Here is a 19,579-nt window from a genome sequence, read left to right as displayed (position 1 = left end):
CGTCGCTGCCCATGTCCATCACGCCGCTGGCCAACCGCCCCCACGATCACTCCCACTGCGTGCACAGCGCATTGTCCGAGGCCGATGCCCTGTGCACTCGCCAAGGCCTGCGCCTGACTGCCCTGCGCCGGCGCGTACTGGAACTGGTTTGGCAGAGTCACAAGCCGCTGGGGGCTTACGACATCCTTGCCGTACTCAGCGAACAGGATGGCCGCCGCGCCGCGCCGCCCACCGTATACCGTGCGCTGGACTTTCTCCTGGAAAACGGCCTGGTTCACCGCATCGCCTCGCTCAACGCCTTCATCGGCTGTAGCCACCCCGAACACGTGCACCAGGGCCAGTTCCTGATCTGCCGGCAATGCCACGTGGCCATCGAGCTGGAACAGCAGAGCATCAGCGACGCCATCGTCGCCAGCGCCCAAGGCGTGAACTTCACCGTCGAGACCCAGACGGTCGAAGTGGTCGGCCTGTGCAGCAACTGCCGGAGCGCAGCATGAGCGACGCCTTGATCCGCCTGGAGCAGGTCGGCGTCACCTTTGGCGGCGAGGCCGTGCTGGACAGCATCGACCTGTCGGTGGCGCCCGGGCAAATCGTCACGCTGATCGGCCCCAACGGCGCCGGCAAGACCACCCTGGTGCGCGCAGTACTCGGGCTGCTCAAACCGCACCGAGGCAAGGTATGGCGCAAGCCGAAGCTGCGCATCGGTTACATGCCGCAGAAAATCCAGGTGGATGCGACCTTGCCGCTGTCGGTATTGCGCTTCCTGCGCCTGGTGCCCGGCGTGGACCGCCCCGCTGCGCTTTCGGCCCTCCAGGAAGTGGGCGCCGAGCAGGTCATCGACAGCCCGATCCAGACCATCTCCGGCGGCGAAATGCAGCGTGTACTGCTGGCCCGTGCCCTGTTGCGCGAACCGCAACTGCTGGTGCTGGACGAGCCGGTGCAGGGGGTGGACGTGGTCGGCCAGACCGAGTTGTACAACCTCATCACCCGCCTGCGCGACCGCCATGGCTGCGGCGTGTTGATGGTCTCCCACGACTTGCACCTGGTGATGAGCACCACCGACCAGGTGGTCTGTCTGAACCGCCACGTGTGCTGTTCCGGGCATCCAGAGCAAGTCAGCGGCGACCCTGCGTTCGTCGAGCTGTTCGGCCAGAATGCCCCGAGCCTGGCCATCTACCATCATCATCACGACCACAGCCACGACCTGCATGGCTCGGTGGTCGCCCCCGGCGCCCATGTTCACGGAGAGCACTGCAAGCATGGCTGATTTTCTTCTGTATGCCCTGCTCGCGGGTCTGTCCCTGGCGCTGGTTGCGGGGCCGCTGGGTTCATTCGTGGTATGGCGGCGCATGGCTTATTTCGGCGATACCCTGTCCCATGCCGCACTGCTGGGTGTGGCCATGGGCTTCGCCCTGGACGTCAGCCCGGCGCTGGCGGTGACCGTCGGCTGCCTGCTGCTGGCGATCCTGCTGGTGACCTTGCAGCAACGTCAGCCACTGGCCTCCGATACCCTGCTTGGCATCCTCGCGCCCAGCACCCTGTCGCTGGGCCTGGTGGCTCTGAGCTTCATGCACGACGTACGCATCGACCTGATGGCTTACCTGTTCGGCGACCTGCTGGCCATCGGCACCACCGACCTGGCCTGGATCCTCGGCGGCAGCGCGTTGGTGCTGGTACTGCTCGCCGTGCTCTGGCGGCCTTTGCTGGCGGTCACTGTGCACGAAGAGCTGGCCATGGTCGAAGGCCTTCCAGTAGCCGGCCTGCGCTTGGGGCTGATGCTGCTGATCGCAGTGGTCATTGCGGTGGCGATGAAGATCGTCGGGGTGTTGCTGATCACCTCGTTGCTGATCATTCCGGCGGCCACCGCGCAGCGCCATGCCCGCTCGCCCGAGCAGATGGCTCTGGGCGCGAGCCTGCTCGGCGTAGTCGCGGTGTGTGGCGGCCTGGCCCTGTCCTGGTTCAAGGACACCCCGGCCGGGCCGTCGATCGTGGTCTGCGCCGCAGTGCTATTCTTGCTGAGCCTGGCCCTGCCTAAACGATGAGCCGGTCAGGGTACGCACGGCGCATCCTGCAACCATTTCGCGGGTAAAGGGTCTGTAAGACTTGTTTTCGAGCGTGCGCACCTGGGTGTAGACTTGCTCGCTTTTTGCGCAAATAGAGAGTCGCAGGAATGAAGCCGTTCGCAACCCGTTATCTGCTTGTTGCCGTGTTTTCCCTGTTCCTGGCCGCTTGTTCCAGCGCGCCGGTCGACCAGGCCTCCGCACCTGCCCAAGCCGATGCCTGGCAGCAGCTGCAGCAAAGTATCACCAGCAACGAGCTGGCCACCGCCGAAGACCAACTCGCCGCGCTGCAGGCGCAGTCGCCCGACGATGCGCGCCTGGAGCAATACCAGCGGCAGTTGGCCGAAGCCTACCTGCAACGCAGCCAGATCGTGCTGCAGAAAGGTGACGTGAATGCCGCAGCGACGGCCCTGGCCCGCGCCCGCGCCCTGATGCCACAGGCTCCGGCAGTGACCGGCGGCGATGCCGTGGCCATGGCACGCAAGGCTGAACTGGAAAAAGCCGAGGCTGCATTGAAAGCGGCCGAAGCCAAGCCTGCGGCACGGGTGATCGATCCGACCGCACCAAGCACGGTCATTGCGTTGAAGACCACGGACATTGCAGCGATGCGTCGTCAACTCGACGAAATCGCCAAGGATGTGGTGAATTACCAGTGTGATGTGGTGTTTCAGGTGCCACGCACAGCTGACGCGCCTTGGCTGAAGACCCTTCTGGAAAAGCGCGTGCACAAGATCGACAGCGGATTCGCGTTGAAACAGAAGCACGAGATCCAACGTTCGCTGCCGGCGCAGGTGGTGCTAATACCGCACCAACAGTGAACGCTCCGTGGCGGCTCGGGGCGCCGAACCGCCGCGAAAGGTTCCACACCGATCAGGCAGGAATAGCCTCGGCCGCAGCCTCACGCTCCCAAACCCGATGCCCCTCGACCGCTTTGACGAAGGCATCCACCGCCTTCTGGTCATCGCCTGCCAACAAGCCCTTGTCCATCTTGAGGCCCAGCCCGTCGATCAACGACTTGCCTTCGGCAGCAGAAGCGATCGCCTTGAGGTGCTTGTAGGCTTCCAGCAGGAAATGCTTGGCCAACCCGCTGGCCGCCAGCGCATCCAGCGCCTTCTTGCCGCCCGGCACCACCACCCCATCGAACATGACCGAAGGCATCCCTTCCATCGAGGCATCCACCGCCAGCATCTGCCCGTCGGCCGTTTTCACCGGCGCCGAGGTCGGTCCCAACACCAAGATCCGCGCGCTGTGCGCCTCGAGCGCCTTGCGCCAGTGGTCGACGCTACCGCCATCCACGCCATCGGCCACCAGCACGGCAATCTTGCGACCCTTGATGCCGACATCGCCCAGGTGATTCATCTGGCTGAGCGCCGGCGATTGCTTCAACTGGCTACCCTTGACCTTGACGGTGCCGGCCTTGGGCGCCGGCAGGCCAAGGTTGGCCGCCACGGCTGCCGCCAGCTGGAGATCGATGTTGGCGAGAATTTCATTCACCTCACGGGCACGGATGTGCTCGCGTTCGACCTTGCCCAGCTCGAAGCTGTACGCCTTGACGATATGCTGCTGCTCAGTCTCGCTCATGCTCTCGAAGAACAGCCGGGCCTGGGAGAAGTGATCAGCGAACGACTCGCTGCGCTCACGGATCTTGTGCGCGTCGATACGCTCCTGATAGCTCTCGAAACCACCATCCTGGGGACCTGCCGGGGTCTCCTTGGGCCAGCCGCCGTCAATGGAGTTCGGCTCATAAGAGGCGCGCCCCTTATGCACGACGTGCTGATGCATCGCATCGCGCTGGTTGTTGTGATTGGGCGCTACGGGGCGATTGATCGGGATCTGGTGGAAGTTCGGGCCACCGAGACGACTGATCTGGGTATCGGTGTAGGAGAACAACCGGCCCTGCAATAGCGGGTCGTTGGTGAAATCGATGCCCGGCACGATATGCCCAGGGCAGAAGGCCACCTGCTCGGTTTCGGCGAAGAAGTTGTCCGGGTTGCGGTTGAGCACCATCTTGCCCAGTGGCGTCACCGGTACCAGCTCCTCGGGAATGATCTTGGTCGGATCGAGCAGGTCGAAGTCGAACTTGTGTTCGTCCGCCTCCGGGACGATCTGCACGCCCAGCTCCCACTCCGGGTAGTCGCCGGTCTCGATGGCTTCCCAAAGGTCACGACGCTGGAAATCGGTGTCCTTGCCCGCCAACTTCTGTGCCTCGTCCCATAGAAGAGAGTGCACGCCCTGACGCGGCTTCCAGTGGAACTTGACGAAGTTCGCCACGCCTTCAGCGTTGATCAGGCGGAACGTGTGGATGCCGAAGCCTTCCATCATCCGCAGGCTGCGGGGGATCGCTCGGTCGGACATGGCCCACATGACCATGTGCGCCGACTCCGGCACCAGCGAGACGAAATCCCAGAAAGTATCGTGGGCCGAGCCGCCGGTCGGCATCTCGTTATGCGGTTCAGGCTTCACCGCATGGACGAAGTCGGGGAACTTGATCGCATCCTGGATGAAGAACACCGGCATATTGTTGCCAACCAGGTCGAAATTGCCTTCATCGGTGTAGAACTTGACGGCGAATCCGCGCACATCGCGTACCGTGTCTCCCGATCCCCGCGGTCCCTGCACAGTGGAGAAACGCACGAATACCGGGGTGATTTTCTCAGGGTCCTGAAGGAAGCCCGCCTTGCTCAATTCGGCGTGGCAGCCGTAGCTCTGGAAATAGCCATGGGCCCCGGTGCCACGGGCGTGGACGATGCGCTCAGGAATACGCTCATGGTCGAAGTGGGTGATCTTCTCGCGCATGATGAAGTCTTCGAGCAACGATGGACCTCGAGCGCCAGCCTTGAGCGTGTTCTGGTTGTCGGCGATGCGCACGCCCTGGTTGGTGCGCAGGGCCTGGCCGGTGGGATCGCTGCGCACGCCCTCCAGGCTCTGCAGTTTGGCGTTGGTGTTGGCCCGGTCCGGGGTCTGGGTGCCGGCGGCTTCGCTGGTCCTGGGCGCGTCCGTTTTCTTGCTGGGCATGATCGGCTCTCCTCTTCAGTCTTCAGGCGTGCCCATTCGGGCTTGTCTTGTAGTGACTGAAGGGCTTCGCCGAGCGTTCAATCGGGTTTACCAGTTGTCGCGTTATGCCCGCAGAATTGGTGCATCACGAAATAAATGCTAAGAACAGCTAAGGGAAAACGCTAAAATGCGCGACCGACAGCTAACCGCTGACCCAAATTCCATGCGCCCCACAAGGTTCGCTACGTGATCGAGTTCCAACAAGTACATAAGACCTACCGCGTCGCCGGTAGGGAAATCCCCGCTCTCCATCCGACCAGCCTGGCCATCGAAGATGGCCAGGTGTTCGGCCTGATCGGCCATTCCGGCGCCGGCAAGAGCACCATGCTGCGCCTGATCAACCGCCTGGAGGAGCCCTCCGGTGGCAAGATCATCATCGACGGCGAGGACGTCACGGCGTTCAACGCCGCCCAACTGCGCAGCCTGCGCCAGCAGGTCGGGATGATCTTCCAGCACTTCAACCTGCTGGCTTCCAAGACCGTTGCCGACAACGTGGCATTGCCGTTGACTCTGGCCGGCGAGCTGTCGCGCAGCGACATCGACAAGCGCGTCACCGAGTTGCTGGCCCGTGTCGGTCTGTCCGACCACGCCAGGAAGTACCCGGCGCAGCTGTCCGGCGGCCAGAAACAGCGCGTCGGCATTGCCCGCGCCCTGTCCACCAACCCGAAGATCCTGCTGTGCGACGAGGCCACCAGTGCCCTCGACCCGCAGACCACCGCTTCGGTGCTGCAACTGCTGGCCGAGATCAATCGTGAGCTGAAGCTGACCATCGTGCTGATCACCCATGAAATGGACGTGATTCGTCGGGTCTGCGACCGCGTGGCGGTGATGGATGCCGGCCAGATCGTCGAGCAGGGCTCGGTGGCCGAGGTGTTCCTGCACCCCCAGCACCCAACCACCAAACGCTTCGTGCAGGAAGACGAGCAGGTCGACGAGGGCGAACAGCGTGATGACTTCGCCCATGTACCGGGCCGCATCGTGCGCCTGACCTTCCAGGGTGATGCGACCTACGCGCCACTGCTGGGCACCGTCGCCCGTGAGACCGGCGTGGACTACAGCATCCTTGCCGGGCGCATCGATCGCATCAAGGACGTGCCCTATGGGCAGCTGACCCTGGCCGTCACCGGCGGCGACATGGAGGCGGCCTTCGCCCGCTTCACGGCAGCTGACGTACATATGGAGGTACTGCGTTGATGGACGCCCTGAATTTCTTCGCCAACGTCGACTGGGCCGAAATCTGGCTGGCCACCGTCGATACCCTGATCATGCTGTTCGGCTCGCTGTTCTTCACCGTGCTGTTGGGCCTGCCGCTGGGCGTGCTGCTGTTCCTCTGCGGCCCTCGGCAGATGTTCGAGCAGAAGGGCGTGTATGCGTTGCTGTCGCTGGTGGTCAACATCCTGCGTTCGCTGCCGTTCATCATCCTGCTGATCGTGATGATCCCGGTCACCGTACTGATCACTGGCACCTCCCTGGGCGTCGCCGGCGCCATTCCACCCTTGGTGGTGGGGGCCACGCCGTTCTTCGCTCGCCTGGTCGAAACCGCCCTGCGGGAAGTGGACCGCGGCATCATCGAAGCGACCCAGTCGATGGGCGCCACCACTCGCCAGATCATCACCAACGCGCTGCTGCCGGAAGCTCGCCCAGGCATCTTCGCGGCCATCACCGTCACCGCCATCACCCTGGTGTCTTACACTGCCATGGCCGGCGTGGTCGGTGCCGGTGGCCTCGGCGACCTGGCGATCCGCTTTGGCTACCAGCGCTTCCAGACCGACGTGATGATCGTCACCGTGGTGTTGTTGCTGATCCTGGTTCAAGTCCTGCAAAGCGTGGGCGACAAACTGGTCGTGCATTTTTCCCGTAAATAACCCCAATGGGGTCGGCCCGGCCGGCCCGCTCGGGGGCCGTCGCGGCCCTCACAAGGAGTGATCAATGAAGAAGCTGCTTGCTGTCGTCGCCGCTGTCGCGGCCTTCTCGGCCCACGCCGAAACCCTGACCGTCGCCGCCACACCGGTACCCCACGCCGAGATCCTCAACTTCGTCAAACCGCAGCTTGAAAAGCAAGGCGTGGAGCTGAAGGTCAAGGAATTCACCGACTACATCCAACCCAACGTACAGGTGGCCGAGAAGCGCCTGGATGCCAACTTCTTCCAGCACCAGCCATACCTCGATGAATTCAACAAGGCCAAGGGCACCGACCTGGTGAGCGTGGTCGGCGTGCACCTGGAGCCGCTGGGTGCCTACTCCAGCCAGCACAAGAAGCTCGACGAGTTGCCGGACGGTGCCACCGTGGTCATCCCCAACGACGCGACCAACGGCGGCCGTGCCTTGTTGCTCCTGGACAAGGCAGGTCTGATCACTCTCAAGGACAACAAGAACATCCTGTCCACCGTGAAAGACATCACCGGCAACGACAAGAAGCTCAAGTTCCGCGAGCTGGAAGCCGCGACCATCCCGCGTGTATTGACCCAGGTCGACCTGGCGCTGATCAACACCAACTACGCGCTGGAAGCCAAGCTGAATCCAGAGAAAGACGCCCTGGTCATCGAGGGTAGCGACTCGCCATACGTCAACATCCTGGTGGCGCGTCCGGACAACATCAACTCCGATGCCATGAGCAAGCTCAAGGCAGCGCTGCACTCGCCCGAGTTGAAGCAATTCATCCAGGATAAGTACAAAGGCGCAGTGGTACCGAGCTTCTGAGCCGCTAGCTATCGCTGACTTCATCGCCGGCAAGCCGGCGATGAATCCACTCCTCCTATCGGGCGTCGCCCACCGACTCTCCTTCCAACGCCTGCAGCGCCTGCCGTGCGTGACCGCCCTCCAGGTAGCGCCCCACCAGCAACGACAGCTCGCCACCACTCAGCGCCTTGCCGTCCACGCTCCAACGCCCCAGGGCCAACGTGACCCGCCGGGTCCGCGCATCGAACGTGGCATCGGGCTCCCAGAACCTGCGCTTGTGGAACACCGGCAAGGGTGCATCCTCGGCCAGCTGCAACACCACCGCCAAGCCAGGCGAAACCTTGATCATGTATTGATCGAAGCAATGCAGCGGGATCGCTTGCGGGGCATTGGCGAAGCGTACCGTGTCTCGGGTCAGGATCAGCGCGGGAATGGCAGCACGCTTGACGAAGCGCCAGCCGAACACGCCGAGCATCACCCCGGTTGCGGCGATGCCCACTGCCAGCACCCGGAAGAAGGTGATCAGCCCGGGCTTTGCACCGTGCACATTCACCCCCAGCACCAACCACAGCGCCGCGATCATGCAGCCTACCGCCACGACCAGCAGAAACCGTCCGCGCAGCTGTGCGCCTTCATGGACGATGCTTTCGCTCGGCACCGCCTGGGCACGCTCCTCCAACTCGCGACGCATTTCCTCGCGCTGACGCGACAGGTAGCCGCCGAGCGCCGACGTCAGTTGTCGCGACAGCACTGACACCTCGGGCACGTCCTCGGCCAGGCGGGCCAGGGCCTGGTCCACCGACACCGGGCGCAACGCCTGACCATGGCGCGCATCCTCGACCGACATGCCAAGCGCCTGGATGCGCTGCAGGGTCGGCGGATGGGTATCGGTCGGGTGGGGCAGTTGCTCCGCCAGTTCGTTGTCTGGCAACACGACCGGTTGCTGCGCCAGATGGGCCAGCACAGCACCCAACAGGTCCTGCGGCCACTGTTCCGGCTGGCTGCACAAGTGCGCGTGGTGCTGATCGATCAGCGGCTCCAGCGCGCCGATGCGCACCAGCGAATCCACCACTGCCTGCGGCCCGCCAATCCGTGCGCCCGCGGCATCGGCCAGCAGTTCGCGTTCGCGGCTCCAGTGGCTCACGGCATGGTCGAACCGCTGCATCGAATACACCGCCAGGGCGAAGGCCGGCAGGGTCAGCAAGCCCCGTAGAAAGCCTGCCTCCATATGCTCGCCGAGCACCCCGATGCTGCGCCATACCCCTTGGTAGATGGGAGCGAAACGCATGCTGTAGGCGGTGTCCTCGCCTGAGAAATGCGCCAGTTCATGGGCGATCACCGCATCGCTTTCGCTGCGGCTGAGTACCGCCAGCAACGGCAGCGGCAGGTACAGCGTACGCCCGTGCAGGCGACGTTCGTCAGGCTGCAGCAAGACCTCCGCGGAGGTCACGTAAAAACCTTCGAGGCAGCCGACCACGATGTTGTCCGGCTCCAGCGCATCGAGCCGCTGCGCCAACGACCGCACCCTGGCCCACAGGGCAGGCGCCTGTTGCTCGGTCAGCGGCGTGCCGAAGATGTCATGGGGTTCGGGGTTGAACAGTTGCAGCATGCTTTTCAGATGGCCAGGCAACCGGTACAGCGGCCAGAGCATGGCCAGGATCAGGAACCCTACCAGCAGTTGCAGCTTGAGCACTCCGGCCGAGGTCTGTTTGAGCGCGAACAACCACAGCGCCTCATAAGCGATTTCCAGCACAGCGGTCAGGGTCAGCAGTACCATCAGCGCGGCCAACACCAGCGGCAACAGCTGCCGCACCCGGTGGAACAAGCGCACCAGCCGATCCCTTGAGGCCAGCGCCGCCCTGCCGGCCCAGCGCAGCGTCAGCAAAGCGCTTACGCCAAGCAGCACCAGCAGGGCTGCCAGAGGCAGTGCGCCGTGGGCCAGCACGGTGCCGATGCGCGCAAAGGTCAGCTCACGCTCCACCTCATTGAGGCTCAGCACCGCCAGACTATTGGCCAGGTAGGGGTTCACCGAGCGACCATTGAACTGCACATCGCGGTGATCGCGGTCGCGCTGCATGCGCTCGACCTCGGCGATGAACCCATGCAACTGGCCGCGATCCTCCAGCAACAAGGTGCGGTGTTCATCGGCACGCTGACCTTGCCAGACGGCCAGGGCCAGCAACAGCAGCGGCAGTACCACCAGCCGCCAACCAAGAATGCGCGTATCGCGCGACGTCATATCAGGCTCTCCATGCCAATGCTTCGGTCGGTCATCCTAACCGACACGCAAGTGGAACCAAAGCCGCGGTCAGGTTCAGTCGCGCTTGACCAGTCCCGGCAACTGCGCCACCAGCTTCTGGTTGTTGAACGGCGCACGGATGAAGCCACGCTGACGCCCATCGGGGCCGACGATCGCCAGGTTGCCGCTGTGGTCAACCGTGTAGCCTGGCTTGCTGGTATCAGCCGGAATGAAAGGAATGCTCAAGGCATTGGCGAGCTTCTGGGTATCCTCGATCGATCCCGCCAGGCCGACGAAGTCCTTGTCGAAGTAGCCCAGGTACTGCTTGAGCTGGTTGGGCGTGTCGCGATTGGGGTCGACGCTCACCAGCACCACCTGCAGGCGGTCCACGGCTTCCTTGGGCAATTCGCTCTTGACCTGACGCAACTGGGCCAGGGTAGTGGGGCAGATGTCCGGGCAGTAGGTGTAGCCGAAGAACAGCAACGACCACTTGCCCTTGAGGTCGTCCAGCTGCACCGGCTGGCCGTTCTGGTCGGTCATGGTCACATCGGCTACCGCACGGCTCTGGGGCAGCAGAATGATGCCGGCATCGATCAGTTCGGCGGGGTTCGGCTGGCTGCGTTCGTTGAGCACCTTGTTGACGGTCAGGCCGATGATCAGCGCGACCAGGGCAACGAGGATGAAGACGGTTTTCTGGGTTCGGGTCATAGGCTCAGCAACAGGTAGTGATCAACGAGCAACGCGGTGAACAGCGCGAACAGGTAGCCGATAGAGTACTTGAAGGTGCCGATCGCCGCATGCGGCCGGCTGCCACGGTACAACACCCAGGCCCAGTGCAGGAAGCGCAGGCCCAAAGCCAAGGCACAGACCAGGTACACCGGCCCACTCATGTGAATGACGTACGGCAGCAGGCTCACGGCCAGCAATATCAGGCTGTACAGCAAGATGTGCAGCTTGGTGTAGGCCTCGCCATGGGTGACCGGCAGCATCGGAATATCGACCTTGGCATATTCCTCCTTGCGGTGGATGGCCAAGGCCCAGAAGTGCGGGGGCGTCCAGGCGAAAATGATCAGTACCAACAGCAGTGGCTCAGCGCTGACCTGGCCACTGACCGCTACCCAGCCCAACAGCGGCGGGGCTGCGCCGGCCAGTCCACCGATGACGATGTTCTGTGGCGTGGCCCGCTTGAGATAGCCGGTGTAGAGCAGCGCATAGCCGAGCAGGGAAGCCAGGGTAAGCCAGGCGGTGAGGGCATTGGTGAACACCAGCAGCAAGGCCATGCCGAGCAGCGCCAAAGCCAGGGCGAACAACAACGCCGGCAGCGGCTCGACCCGGCCCTGGGCCAGCGGACGCTTGTCGGTGCGCGCCATCAGCGCATCGATCCGCCGATCCAGGATATGGTTGACCGCCGCCGCACTGCCGGCACACAGGGCGATGCCCAGGTTGCCGAACAGCAATATGCTCCAGTTCACTTCGACACGACTGGCCAGCAACATGCCGACCAGCGAAGTGATCAGCATCAGCACCACCACCTTGGGCTTGGTCAGCTCCAGATAGTCGCGCCACCCTGCTCGCCGGGCGTTTAGAAGCGTCGCCATGTATCGTTTCTCATGGGTTGGGCCACACCAATACCGGCTACCGGCGTCAGCCGCCAACCATGGCCGACACGCACCTTGTCGGCCACGCGAATGCGGTAGTTCACCAGCACCATGCACAGCAACAACAATGCGCCCCCTGCGTTGTGCGCCACGGCTACGGCCAGTGGCAGGTGCAATACGACGTTGCTGATGCCCAGACCCACCTGCAGCGCCAGCGCCAGCAAGACACAGCGGGCCAGGCCGGCCAGGCCACAGCGATACAGCTTCCAGCTCAGCGTCAGCAGTACCACGGTCACCAGCACAGCGCCCAGGCGGTGGCTGATGTGGATAGCGGTACGCGCATCGCTGTCCAGTTGCCCGCCGAGGTAATTGGGGCCGACGTGCTGGGTCAGATGAAAGCCGTTGCTGAAGTCTGCCGCCGGCCACCACTGGCCGTGGCAGGTGGGCAAGTCGATGCAGGCGACCGCTGCGTAGTTGGCGCTGACCCAACCGCCCAGGGCGATCTGGCCGATCACCACCAGCAACGCCAGCGCGGCCACCCGACGCAAACTCAGCGGCAGCTTCGGCAAGGGCGCGAAGGCCCGGGACAAGCGCAGCGACAAGAGGAACAGCAAGCTCAAGGTGGTGAAGCCGCCCAACAGATGGGCAGTGACCACCTGCGGCCACAGTTTCAACGTCACCGTCCACATGCCAAAGGCCGCCTGGGCCAGCACCACGCCCAGCAACAGCAGCGGTAGGCGATAGGGCTGCCCGTCGCGGGCATGGCGACGCACCGCCTGCAGGGCCAGGCCGGCGATGACCAGGGCCAGGGTCCCGGCGAAATAGCGGTGGACCATCTCCGCCCAGCCCTTGGCCGCTTCCACCGGATGATCGGGAAAGTGCAGCTCGGCGTGGGCCAACTGCGCTTCGCCCTTGGGCACGCCGATGAAGCCATAGCAACCCGGCCAGTCGGGGCAGCCAAGGCCGGCATGGGTCAGTCGGGTATAGGCACCGAGCAGGACGACCAGCAGTGCCAGCAAGGTGGCGAACACAGCGAGGCGAAATCCGGGTCTGGCCATGGCAGGCTCCTAGCCGATGTTGGACAGCTTGAGCAGATGGCGCAGGTCATCGAGCACATGCTTACCGTTGACCTTGCCGTCGTAGCGCAGCACCAGGTTGCCGTGCGGGTCGACGATCCACAGTTGCGGGCCCGCATCGCCGACCTTTTGCAGGTAGTGCGAGGCATCCAGGGAATACCGCTGCAGTTGCGGGTATTCGCGGCCGAGCACTGCCTGGTAGGCAGCGTCCAACGGCTGAGCCGCCGCCAGGGCATGGCTGGCACGGCTGGCGTCGCGACCTAGTCCGACTTGGATCTGCCGCGCCAGGTAGACCAAGCGCTGGCAATCCTCGGCGCAGGCCTGCGGCGCGCTGACCAGCAATTGCCAGCGTGAGTCCTCGCCGGCAATGCCGATATCCGCACGGGTCTGGCCAGTGCCGATCATCGCGCCGTGGTAGCTGCGCCCTTCCGGGACCCAGAACTTGAGCTTGTACATGCAAGTGGCCAGGACCATCGGCCCGAGCACTACCAGGAGAATCAGAATAAGCTGCAAACGCCCGCGGGCTCTGGGTTTGCTGCGTTCAGGCAGGTCCAGCGGAGTGGCGGCGGCCATGGGCTTTCTCCTTCTTGTGATGCCAGCCGAAGTAGAGGTAGAGCAGTACCAGGGCGCTGGCCAAGGCAAACCACTGCACGGCGTATCCCTGGTGTTTTTCCGGCCCCATGGCCACTACCGGCCAATCCAGGCGATAGCTGGCCGGACCCGGTTCCAGACGCAACTCATGGTTAAAGCCCTCACGCCCCAGCTGTTGCCACAGTTGCTGCGGGTCGACGGCCGTCAGCAGGTGCGGCCACTGGCCGTCGACCGGGTCCGGGTGCAGTTGGAAGGTGGAACCGGGCGCCACGTACACCGAGGCCTCCAGCGCCAATGGCGAATCCGGGGTAGTGAAGCGCACCGGTACGCGGCGGTCGGGCCAGGGCAGCCAGCCACGATTCACCAGCAGCCACAGGCCGTTGGCCTGGTCATGGAATGGCTGCAACAGCTCGACACCGGCCTGGCCATCACGCATGCGGTTGTCCAGCAACAAGCTGTGTTCGGCATCGAACCGGCCATACAGGTGCACCCGGCGATAGGCATTGTCCTCATCCTGCTGCAGTTGGCCTGTGACCACGGGGGCTTCGAGCTGCCGCTCGGCGTAGGAGGCCAGCAAGGCACGCTTTTCCTCAGCCCGACCGAGCTGCCAGCAGCCTAGGGCGATCAGGCCCGGCAGCAGCGCGAGCACGACCAGGGTGGGGATCCAGCCCGGACGAAACGGCCTCATCGGAGTCTCGCCCGGTCGATCGCTATACTTATCCACATCACCGCATCCCCCTGGAGAAGCGCCATGCTCAAGGCCGCGATTGTCCTGATGCTGTTGGCCACGATTGCCAGCCTGTTCAGTGGCCTGGTGTTCCTGGTCAAGGACGACGACCACTCTACCCGGCTGCTCAAGGCCCTGACCGTGCGCGTGGCCCTGGCCGCCGTAACCATCGGCCTGGTGGCCTGGGGCTTCATCAGCGGTCAGCTGGTGTCACACGCCCCGTTCTGAGGCGCTAAAGCACATACACGAAGATGAACAACCCCACCCACACCACATCGACAAAGTGCCAGTACCAGCTGGCCGCCTCGAAGCCGAAGTGCTTGTCGGGGTTGAAGTGTCCGCGCAGGATGCGCACGAACATGACGAACAGGATGATCGTGCCCAGGGTCACATGGGCCCCATGGAAGCCGGTGAGCATGAAGAAGGTCGCACCGTAGATCCCCGAGCCTAGCGTCAGCCCCAGCTTGGTGTACGCCTCGTGGTATTCGTAGGCCTGCAGGGCGATGAAGCTGGCACCCAGGACGATAGTCAGCCCCAACCACAGCTTCAGCGCGCCACGGTGATCGCGACGCAAGGCGTGGTGGGCGATGGTGATGGTGACGCTGGAGCTCACCAGCAAGATGGTGTTGATCAGCGGCAGGTGCCAGGGATCGATCACTTCCTTGGGCGGCGGGAACAACGTCGGGTCGGGGGTGTGCAGCAGCGGCCAGGCGAACTCGAAGCTCGGCCATAGCATATGAGCGATGCCCTTGTGCCCCTCGCCACCCAACCAGGGCCCGGCGAGCACCCGCACATAGAACAGCGCGCCGAAGAAGGCCAGGAAGAACATCACCTCGGAAAAGATGAACCAGCTCATGCCCCAGCGGAACGAGCGGTCGAGCTGCGGACTGTACAACCCGGCGCGGCTTTCCTTGACCACCGCGCCGAACCAGCCGAACAGCATGTAGGCCAGGAACACCGCACCGATGAAGAAGATCAACGGCCCATGGGAGTCCGCGTGGCCGGCCTTGAGGTCGTTGAACCAGGTACCCAGACCGAACACCGTGATGAACATGCCCAGAGTGGCGATGATCGGCCACTTGCTCTGCGCCGGCACGTAGTAGTGATCATGACTTGCCATTGCTGTTCTCCTTCCCTCAGCGGGCGCCCTGGGCGTTGGCTGCCGTGGCGTGGGCCACCGGCGGATGACGCGCAGTGATGTCGAACAAGGTGTAAGCCAGTGTCAGGTGCTTCACGTTGGCCGGTAGATCGCGGTCGACGATGAAGCGCACCGGCATCTCGATGCGTTCGCCGGGCTGCAGCACCTGCTGGGTAAAGCAGAAGCACTCGGTCTTGTGGAAATACGCCGCCGCCTCGGCAGGGGTGATGCTCGGGATGGCTTGCGCGCTCATCGGCCGGTCGGTGGGGTTGTGGGCGATGAAGATCATCTGGTTGACCGCACCCGGGTTGACCTCGAGCTGGTCGGCGGTGGAATAGAAATCCCAGACCATGTCGCTGGCATTGGTCGACATGAACTGCACGCGCACCGAGCGGGACGAGTCGCTGACCTGGCTGCCTTCGTACTGCCCACCGGTCTTGCCGTTGATGCCGAAGGCTTTGCACATCACGTCATAGATCGGCACCAGGGCGAAGCCGAAGGCGAACATCACCACCGTCAGCATCAGCAGGCGCAGGACCAGGCGTTTGATCGGCAAGCCGGACATGGCGGTTTCCTATTTGACTTCCGGGGGTGTCTGGAAGGTGTGATAGGGCGCAGGCGAAGGAATGGTCCACTCCAGGCCTTCGGCGCCATCCCATGGCTTGGCCGGGGCCGGTGCGCCGCCGCGAATGCACTTGATAACGATGAACAGGAAGAAGATCTGCGTGGCACCGAACAGGAAGGCTCCGATCGACGACACCATGTTGAAGTCGGCGAACTGCAGGTTGTAGTCGGGGATCCGCCTCGGCATGCCGGCCAGGCCGACGAAGTGCATGGGGAAGAAGGCCATGTTCATGCCGATGAACGAGAGCCAGAAGTGCAACTTGCCCAGGGTTTCGTCGTACATGTGGCCGGTCCATTTCGGCAACCAGTAGTAAGCGGAGGCAAAGATGCCGAAGATCGCGCCAGGCACCAGCACGTAGTGGAAATGCGCCACCACGAAGTAGGTATCGTGGTACTGGAAGTCGGCCGGAGCAATGGCCAGCATCAGCCCGGAAAAGCCGCCAATGGTGAACAGGATGACGAAGGCGATGGCGAACAGCATCGGCGTCTCGAAGGAGAGCGAGCCTTCCCACATGGTGCTCACCCAGTTGAATACCTTCACCCCGGTGGGAACGGCGATAAGCATGGTGGCGTACATGAAGAACAGTTCGCCGACCACAGGGATCCCGACCACGAACATATGGTGCGCCCAGACGATGAACGACAGGAAGGCGATCGCCCCCGTGGCATAGACCATCGAGGTGTAGCCGAACAGCGGTTTGCGCGAGAACGCCGGAATGATCGAGCTGACCGCGCCGAACGCCGGCAGGATCATGATGTACACCTCGGGATGGCCGAAGAACCAGAACACGTGCTGGAACAGTACCGGGTCGCCACCGCCGGCGGCGCTGAAGAAGCTGGTGCCGAAGTGAATGTCCATCAGCATCATCGTCACCACACCGGCCAGCACCGGCATCACCGCTATCAGCAGGAAGGCAGTGATAAGCCAGGTCCAGACGAACAGCGGCATCTTCATCAGGGTCATTCCCGGCGCCCGCAAGTTGAGGATGGTGGCGATCACGTTGATCGCGCCCATGATCGAGCTGATACCCATCAAGTGAATGGCGAAGATGAAGAAGGTCACGCTGGCCGGTGCATAGGTGGTCGACAGCGGTGCATAGAAGGTCCAGCCGAAGTTCGGCCCACCCCCAGGGCTGAACAGGGTCGACACCAGCAACAGGAACGCCGCCGGCAGCAGCCAGAAGCTGAAGTTGTTCATCCGCGGCAGGGCCATGTCGGGGGCGCCGATCATCAGTGGGATCATCCAGTTGGCCAGGCCGACGAAGGCCGGCATCACTGCGCCGAACACCATGATCAGCCCGTGCATGGTTGTCATCTGGTTGAAGAAGGCAGGCTCGACGATCTGCAGGCCGGGTTGGAACAGCTCGGCACGGATCACCATGGCGAACGAGCCGCCCAGCAGGAACATGGTGAAGCTGAACCACAGGTACATCGTGCCGATGTCCTTGTGGTTGGTGGTCAGCACCCAGCGCATCAGGCCCTTGGCCGGGCCATGGGCGTGCTCATGGCCGTGGGCGTGGTCGTCGATCACTGCACTCATGTCCTGTCTCCTGCAATCCGTTGATTGCCGCGAGTAACCCGCTTCATTTCGCTTCGGCCTGTTTGAGCGCGAGCACGTCCTTCGGCGTGACCATGTCGCCCTTGTCGTTGCCCCAGGCGTTGCGCTCGTAGGTGACCACCGCGGCGATGTCGACTTCCGAGAGCTGCTTGCCGAAGGCCGCCATCGCCGTGCCCTGGCGACCATGGAAGACCACGCTCAGGTGCTCCTCCTTGGGCCCGGTGGCGACTTTCGAGCCCTTGAGCGCCGGGAACATCGGCGGCAAGCCCTGGCCTTCGGCCTGGTGGCAAGCGACACAGGTGGTGTGATAGACCTTGTCCCCACGCGCGACCAGTTCCTCGAGTGTCCATTCCTTGCTGGTCAGCTCCTTGAGCTGAGCGGCCTCGGCCTTGCGTTCGGCGAGCCAGGTGTCGTAGTCGGCCTTGGACTTGACCTCGACCACCACCGGCATGAAGCCATGGTCCTTGCCACACAGCTCGGTGCACTGACCACGGTAGATGCCCGGCTTCTCGATGCGCGTCCAGGCCTCGTTGACGAAGCCTGGGATGGCGTCACGCTTGACCGCGAAGGCCGGCACCCACCAGGAGTGGATGACATCCGCCGCAGTCACCAGAAACCTCACCTTGGCGCCCACCGGCAGCACCAGCGGCTGGTCGACCTCCAGCAGGTAGTGCTCGTCCTTGGGCGTCTGGTTGTGGATCTGCTCGGCGGGGGTGGCCAGGTTGCTGAAGAACTCCACGTCCTGACCCAGGTACTTGTAGTGCCACTTCCACTGATAGCCGGTGACCTGGATATCGATGTCCGAGTCGCTGGCATCGTAAATGTCGATCAGGGTCTTGGTGGCGGGGATCGCCATGGCTACGAGGATCAGGAAAGGTACGACGGTCCAGAGGATCTCGACCCAGGTGTGCTCATGGAAGTGCGCAGCCTGCTGGCCGGTGGAGCGACGGTGCAGCACCATCGACCAAAACATCGCACCGAACACCACGATGCCGATGATCACGCAGATCCAGAAAATGGTCATGTGCAGGTCGAAGACGGCGTTGGAGACTTCCGTGGCCCCAGGCGCCATGTTCACGGTCCAGGCGGCGTTGGCCTGGTCGAAAACCGTCCACAACAGGAGGCCCATCCAGACATGTGGATGTCGCATCATTGCGGGTTCCCCTTATCGTTCTTGTTGTCCCGGAGGCGTGGCCTGCGGCAAGGGGGGGACGGCGGTCAAGACTGCCTGGCTTCGACGACCGAGCCCCTGCATAAAGCAGTCGGGCCTCATCAACGAATCACGTTCAACCGGAGTATAGCCAGGGACCCCTGCGTCGCAATGACGGGGATGAAATGATCTTCACGCAATTGAGAATTTCAGGAAGAACGCCGAGATAGAGCGGTTATGGCAAAATAATAGCAACTCTTTATGCTCAGAAGCGCACACGTTTGCGCAGGTTATAACAAATAGGTCTTAGGTATGCTGTATACCGAGCTAATTTAGTGTCTTCCGTTTGAAACGTAATGTCCCTGGAGTTGTCATGAACATCGCTGCTGTACGCGAGCAGATTCAAAAAGCCCATCAAAACGAGGCAGACACCGGCCAGTTGGCCCAGCGGCTGGCACTGCAACTGCCGCATCTGCATCCTTCGATTCATCTGCCCGAGCAGGACGCCCAGGGAACCTTGTCACGCTTCGTCAGCGCTTATGTGGAACAAGTGCCGGAGCTGCTGGAGGCCGCCAATTCGGTTGCCCGAGAAGCCGGGATCGAGTCGCAGATCAAGCCGGTGCTGAAGATTGCCGAAGCCTACTTCCTGCAGCCGCCGGAGGTCATGAAAGACAAGGTCGGCCTCGACTGCCTGCTGGATGAAGCGTACCTGGCCCATCGCCTGGTAGAAGAGGTCAACGACCTGTACATCCGCCATTTCGACCAGCCGCTGATTCCGGTGGACACCACGGTAGCCAACCTGATCGCCCACCAGTTGATCGGCGAGACGTTCGCCAACCAGCTCGACGAAGTGGTGCACCACTCGGTGGATGAGATGCTCGATGACGAAAGCTTCGCCAGCGAGTCGGTAGAGGCCTATCGCGAAAAATTGAGCAGCCCGGAGACAGGCACTGCCTGGAAGCGCTGGCCGTGTCTGTCACGGCAATTGGGGGTGGAGCTGGGGCAGCCTTGCTAAGGGAACCTGCCCATTACCATTGGGCGATGGGCAGGTTGAAATAGCTGGGGTTTCGAAGGAGCAACCAATA

At 63.0% G+C, this 19,579-nt stretch carries 20 protein-coding genes; 9 read left to right on the top strand and 11 right to left on the bottom strand.

Translation table 11 applies throughout. The features are described 5' to 3' along the window. Positions 1 to 11: 11 nt before the first annotated feature. From zur to KY379_RS11155, 4 genes are all read left to right on the top strand, one after another. Complete coding sequence (gene zur, locus KY379_RS11170) at positions 12 to 497, top strand: zinc uptake transcriptional repressor Zur (protein ID WP_133325804.1); 486 nt, start codon at positions 12 to 14, stop codon at positions 495 to 497. Then, positions 494 to 1,267, top strand: a complete 774-nt coding sequence (znuC, locus tag KY379_RS11165; protein WP_261239874.1) for a zinc ABC transporter ATP-binding protein ZnuC — start codon at positions 494 to 496, stop codon at positions 1,265 to 1,267. Before zur ends, znuC begins: the two co-directional genes overlap by 4 nt. Then, on the top strand, positions 1,260 to 2,042 hold the full coding sequence (gene znuB / locus KY379_RS11160; protein WP_133325800.1) for a zinc ABC transporter permease subunit ZnuB: 783 nt from the start codon (positions 1,260 to 1,262) through the stop codon (positions 2,040 to 2,042). The genes znuC and znuB overlap by 8 nt, the downstream gene beginning before the upstream one ends. A 128-nt stretch (positions 2,043 to 2,170) precedes the next feature. After that, complete coding sequence (locus tag KY379_RS11155; protein WP_133325798.1) at positions 2,171 to 2,878, top strand: PA5502 family lipoprotein; 708 nt, start codon at positions 2,171 to 2,173, stop codon at positions 2,876 to 2,878. A 52-nt stretch (positions 2,879 to 2,930) separates the two neighbouring features. Here KY379_RS11155 and katE read toward each other — a convergent pair whose 3' ends face one another. Beyond that, positions 2,931 to 5,075 carry a catalase HPII gene (gene katE / locus KY379_RS11150; RefSeq protein WP_261239868.1) on the bottom strand — a complete coding sequence of 715 codons (2,145 nt, stop codon included), beginning with the start codon at positions 5,073 to 5,075 and terminating at the stop codon, positions 2,931 to 2,933. Positions 5,076 to 5,300: 225 nt separating this feature from the next. Between katE and KY379_RS11145 the strand changes: the two genes are divergently transcribed. The 3 genes from KY379_RS11145 to KY379_RS11135 all read left to right on the top strand — a co-directional run bounded on the left by KY379_RS11145 (position 5,301) and on the right by KY379_RS11135 (position 7,814). After that, positions 5,301 to 6,308: a methionine ABC transporter ATP-binding protein gene (locus KY379_RS11145; RefSeq protein WP_261239866.1), complete on the top strand. Its 1,008-nt coding sequence runs from the start codon at positions 5,301 to 5,303 to the stop codon at positions 6,306 to 6,308. Then, positions 6,308 to 6,979: a methionine ABC transporter permease gene (locus KY379_RS11140; protein ID WP_133325792.1), complete on the top strand. Its 672-nt coding sequence runs from the start codon at positions 6,308 to 6,310 to the stop codon at positions 6,977 to 6,979. Before KY379_RS11145 ends, KY379_RS11140 begins: the two co-directional genes overlap by 1 nt. 64 nt (positions 6,980 to 7,043) lie before the next feature. After that, positions 7,044 to 7,814: a MetQ/NlpA family ABC transporter substrate-binding protein gene (locus tag KY379_RS11135; protein ID WP_261239865.1), complete on the top strand. Its 771-nt coding sequence runs from the start codon at positions 7,044 to 7,046 to the stop codon at positions 7,812 to 7,814. Positions 7,815 to 7,869: 55 nt separating this feature from the next. Here KY379_RS11135 and KY379_RS11130 read toward each other — a convergent pair whose 3' ends face one another. The 6 genes from KY379_RS11130 to KY379_RS11105 form a co-directional block, all read right to left on the bottom strand. Beyond that, positions 7,870 to 10,032, bottom strand: a complete 2,163-nt coding sequence (locus KY379_RS11130; RefSeq protein ID WP_133325788.1) for a M48 family metallopeptidase — start codon at positions 10,030 to 10,032, stop codon at positions 7,870 to 7,872. 75 nt (positions 10,033 to 10,107) lie between these two features. Beyond that, positions 10,108 to 10,740, bottom strand: a complete 633-nt coding sequence (locus tag KY379_RS11125) for an SCO family protein (RefSeq protein ID WP_133325786.1) — start codon at positions 10,738 to 10,740, stop codon at positions 10,108 to 10,110. Then, positions 10,737 to 11,630, bottom strand: coding sequence for a heme o synthase (gene cyoE, locus KY379_RS11120; protein WP_261239863.1), 894 nt, complete (start codon positions 11,628 to 11,630; stop codon positions 10,737 to 10,739). Before cyoE ends, KY379_RS11125 begins: the two co-directional genes overlap by 4 nt. Next, the gene (locus KY379_RS11115) at positions 11,615 to 12,688 is read right to left on the bottom strand and encodes a COX15/CtaA family protein (protein WP_196171468.1); all 1,074 of its coding nucleotides are present in this window, start codon (positions 12,686 to 12,688) and stop codon (positions 11,615 to 11,617) included. The genes cyoE and KY379_RS11115 overlap by 16 nt, the downstream gene beginning before the upstream one ends. 9 nt (positions 12,689 to 12,697) lie before the next feature. Continuing rightward, positions 12,698 to 13,279 carry a hypothetical protein gene (locus KY379_RS11110; RefSeq protein ID WP_133325780.1) on the bottom strand — a complete coding sequence of 194 codons (582 nt, stop codon included), beginning with the start codon at positions 13,277 to 13,279 and terminating at the stop codon, positions 12,698 to 12,700. Beyond that, positions 13,248 to 13,985 (bottom strand): SURF1 family protein, encoded by a 738-nt coding sequence (locus KY379_RS11105; protein WP_261239860.1) that lies wholly within the window; start codon positions 13,983 to 13,985, stop codon positions 13,248 to 13,250. The genes KY379_RS11110 and KY379_RS11105 overlap by 32 nt, the downstream gene beginning before the upstream one ends. A gap of 63 nt (positions 13,986 to 14,048) precedes the next feature. Here KY379_RS11105 and KY379_RS11100 point away from each other — a divergent pair, with 63 nt between their 5' ends. Continuing rightward, on the top strand, positions 14,049 to 14,252 hold the full coding sequence (locus KY379_RS11100; protein WP_133325776.1) for a twin transmembrane helix small protein: 204 nt from the start codon (positions 14,049 to 14,051) through the stop codon (positions 14,250 to 14,252). A 4-nt stretch (positions 14,253 to 14,256) separates the two neighbouring features. Here KY379_RS11100 and KY379_RS11095 read toward each other — a convergent pair whose 3' ends face one another. Genes KY379_RS11095 through coxB form a run of 4 tightly spaced genes read right to left on the bottom strand, consistent with a single transcriptional unit; the run spans position 14,257 to position 18,497 of the window. Then, positions 14,257 to 15,144, bottom strand: coding sequence for a cytochrome c oxidase subunit 3 (locus tag KY379_RS11095; RefSeq protein ID WP_133325775.1), 888 nt, complete (start codon positions 15,142 to 15,144; stop codon positions 14,257 to 14,259). A gap of 16 nt (positions 15,145 to 15,160) precedes the next feature. Then, positions 15,161 to 15,727: a cytochrome c oxidase assembly protein gene (locus KY379_RS11090; protein ID WP_133325773.1), complete on the bottom strand. Its 567-nt coding sequence runs from the start codon at positions 15,725 to 15,727 to the stop codon at positions 15,161 to 15,163. Positions 15,728 to 15,736: 9 nt separating this feature from the next. Next, positions 15,737 to 17,326 (bottom strand): cytochrome c oxidase subunit I, encoded by a 1,590-nt coding sequence (ctaD, locus tag KY379_RS11085; protein ID WP_136912326.1) that lies wholly within the window; start codon positions 17,324 to 17,326, stop codon positions 15,737 to 15,739. Positions 17,327 to 17,369: 43 nt separating this feature from the next. After that, a complete protein-coding gene (gene coxB, locus KY379_RS11080) occupies positions 17,370 to 18,497 on the bottom strand; it encodes a cytochrome c oxidase subunit II (RefSeq protein ID WP_261239857.1) in 1,128 nt (375 codons plus the stop codon). A gap of 370 nt (positions 18,498 to 18,867) precedes the next feature. On the opposite strand from coxB, the gene KY379_RS11075 reads away from it, so the two are divergent. After that, entirely contained in the window at positions 18,868 to 19,509 is a 642-nt protein-coding gene (locus tag KY379_RS11075) for a hypothetical protein (RefSeq protein WP_261239856.1), read from the top strand. The last annotated feature ends 70 nt before the right edge of the window (positions 19,510 to 19,579 follow it).

Origin of the sequence: Pseudomonas sp. HD6422 (assembly GCF_025377065.1) — a bacterium.
Lineage (GTDB): Bacteria > Pseudomonadota > Gammaproteobacteria > Pseudomonadales > Pseudomonadaceae > Aquipseudomonas > Aquipseudomonas putida_U.
This window is presented reverse-complemented; position numbering and strand designations above follow the sequence as displayed.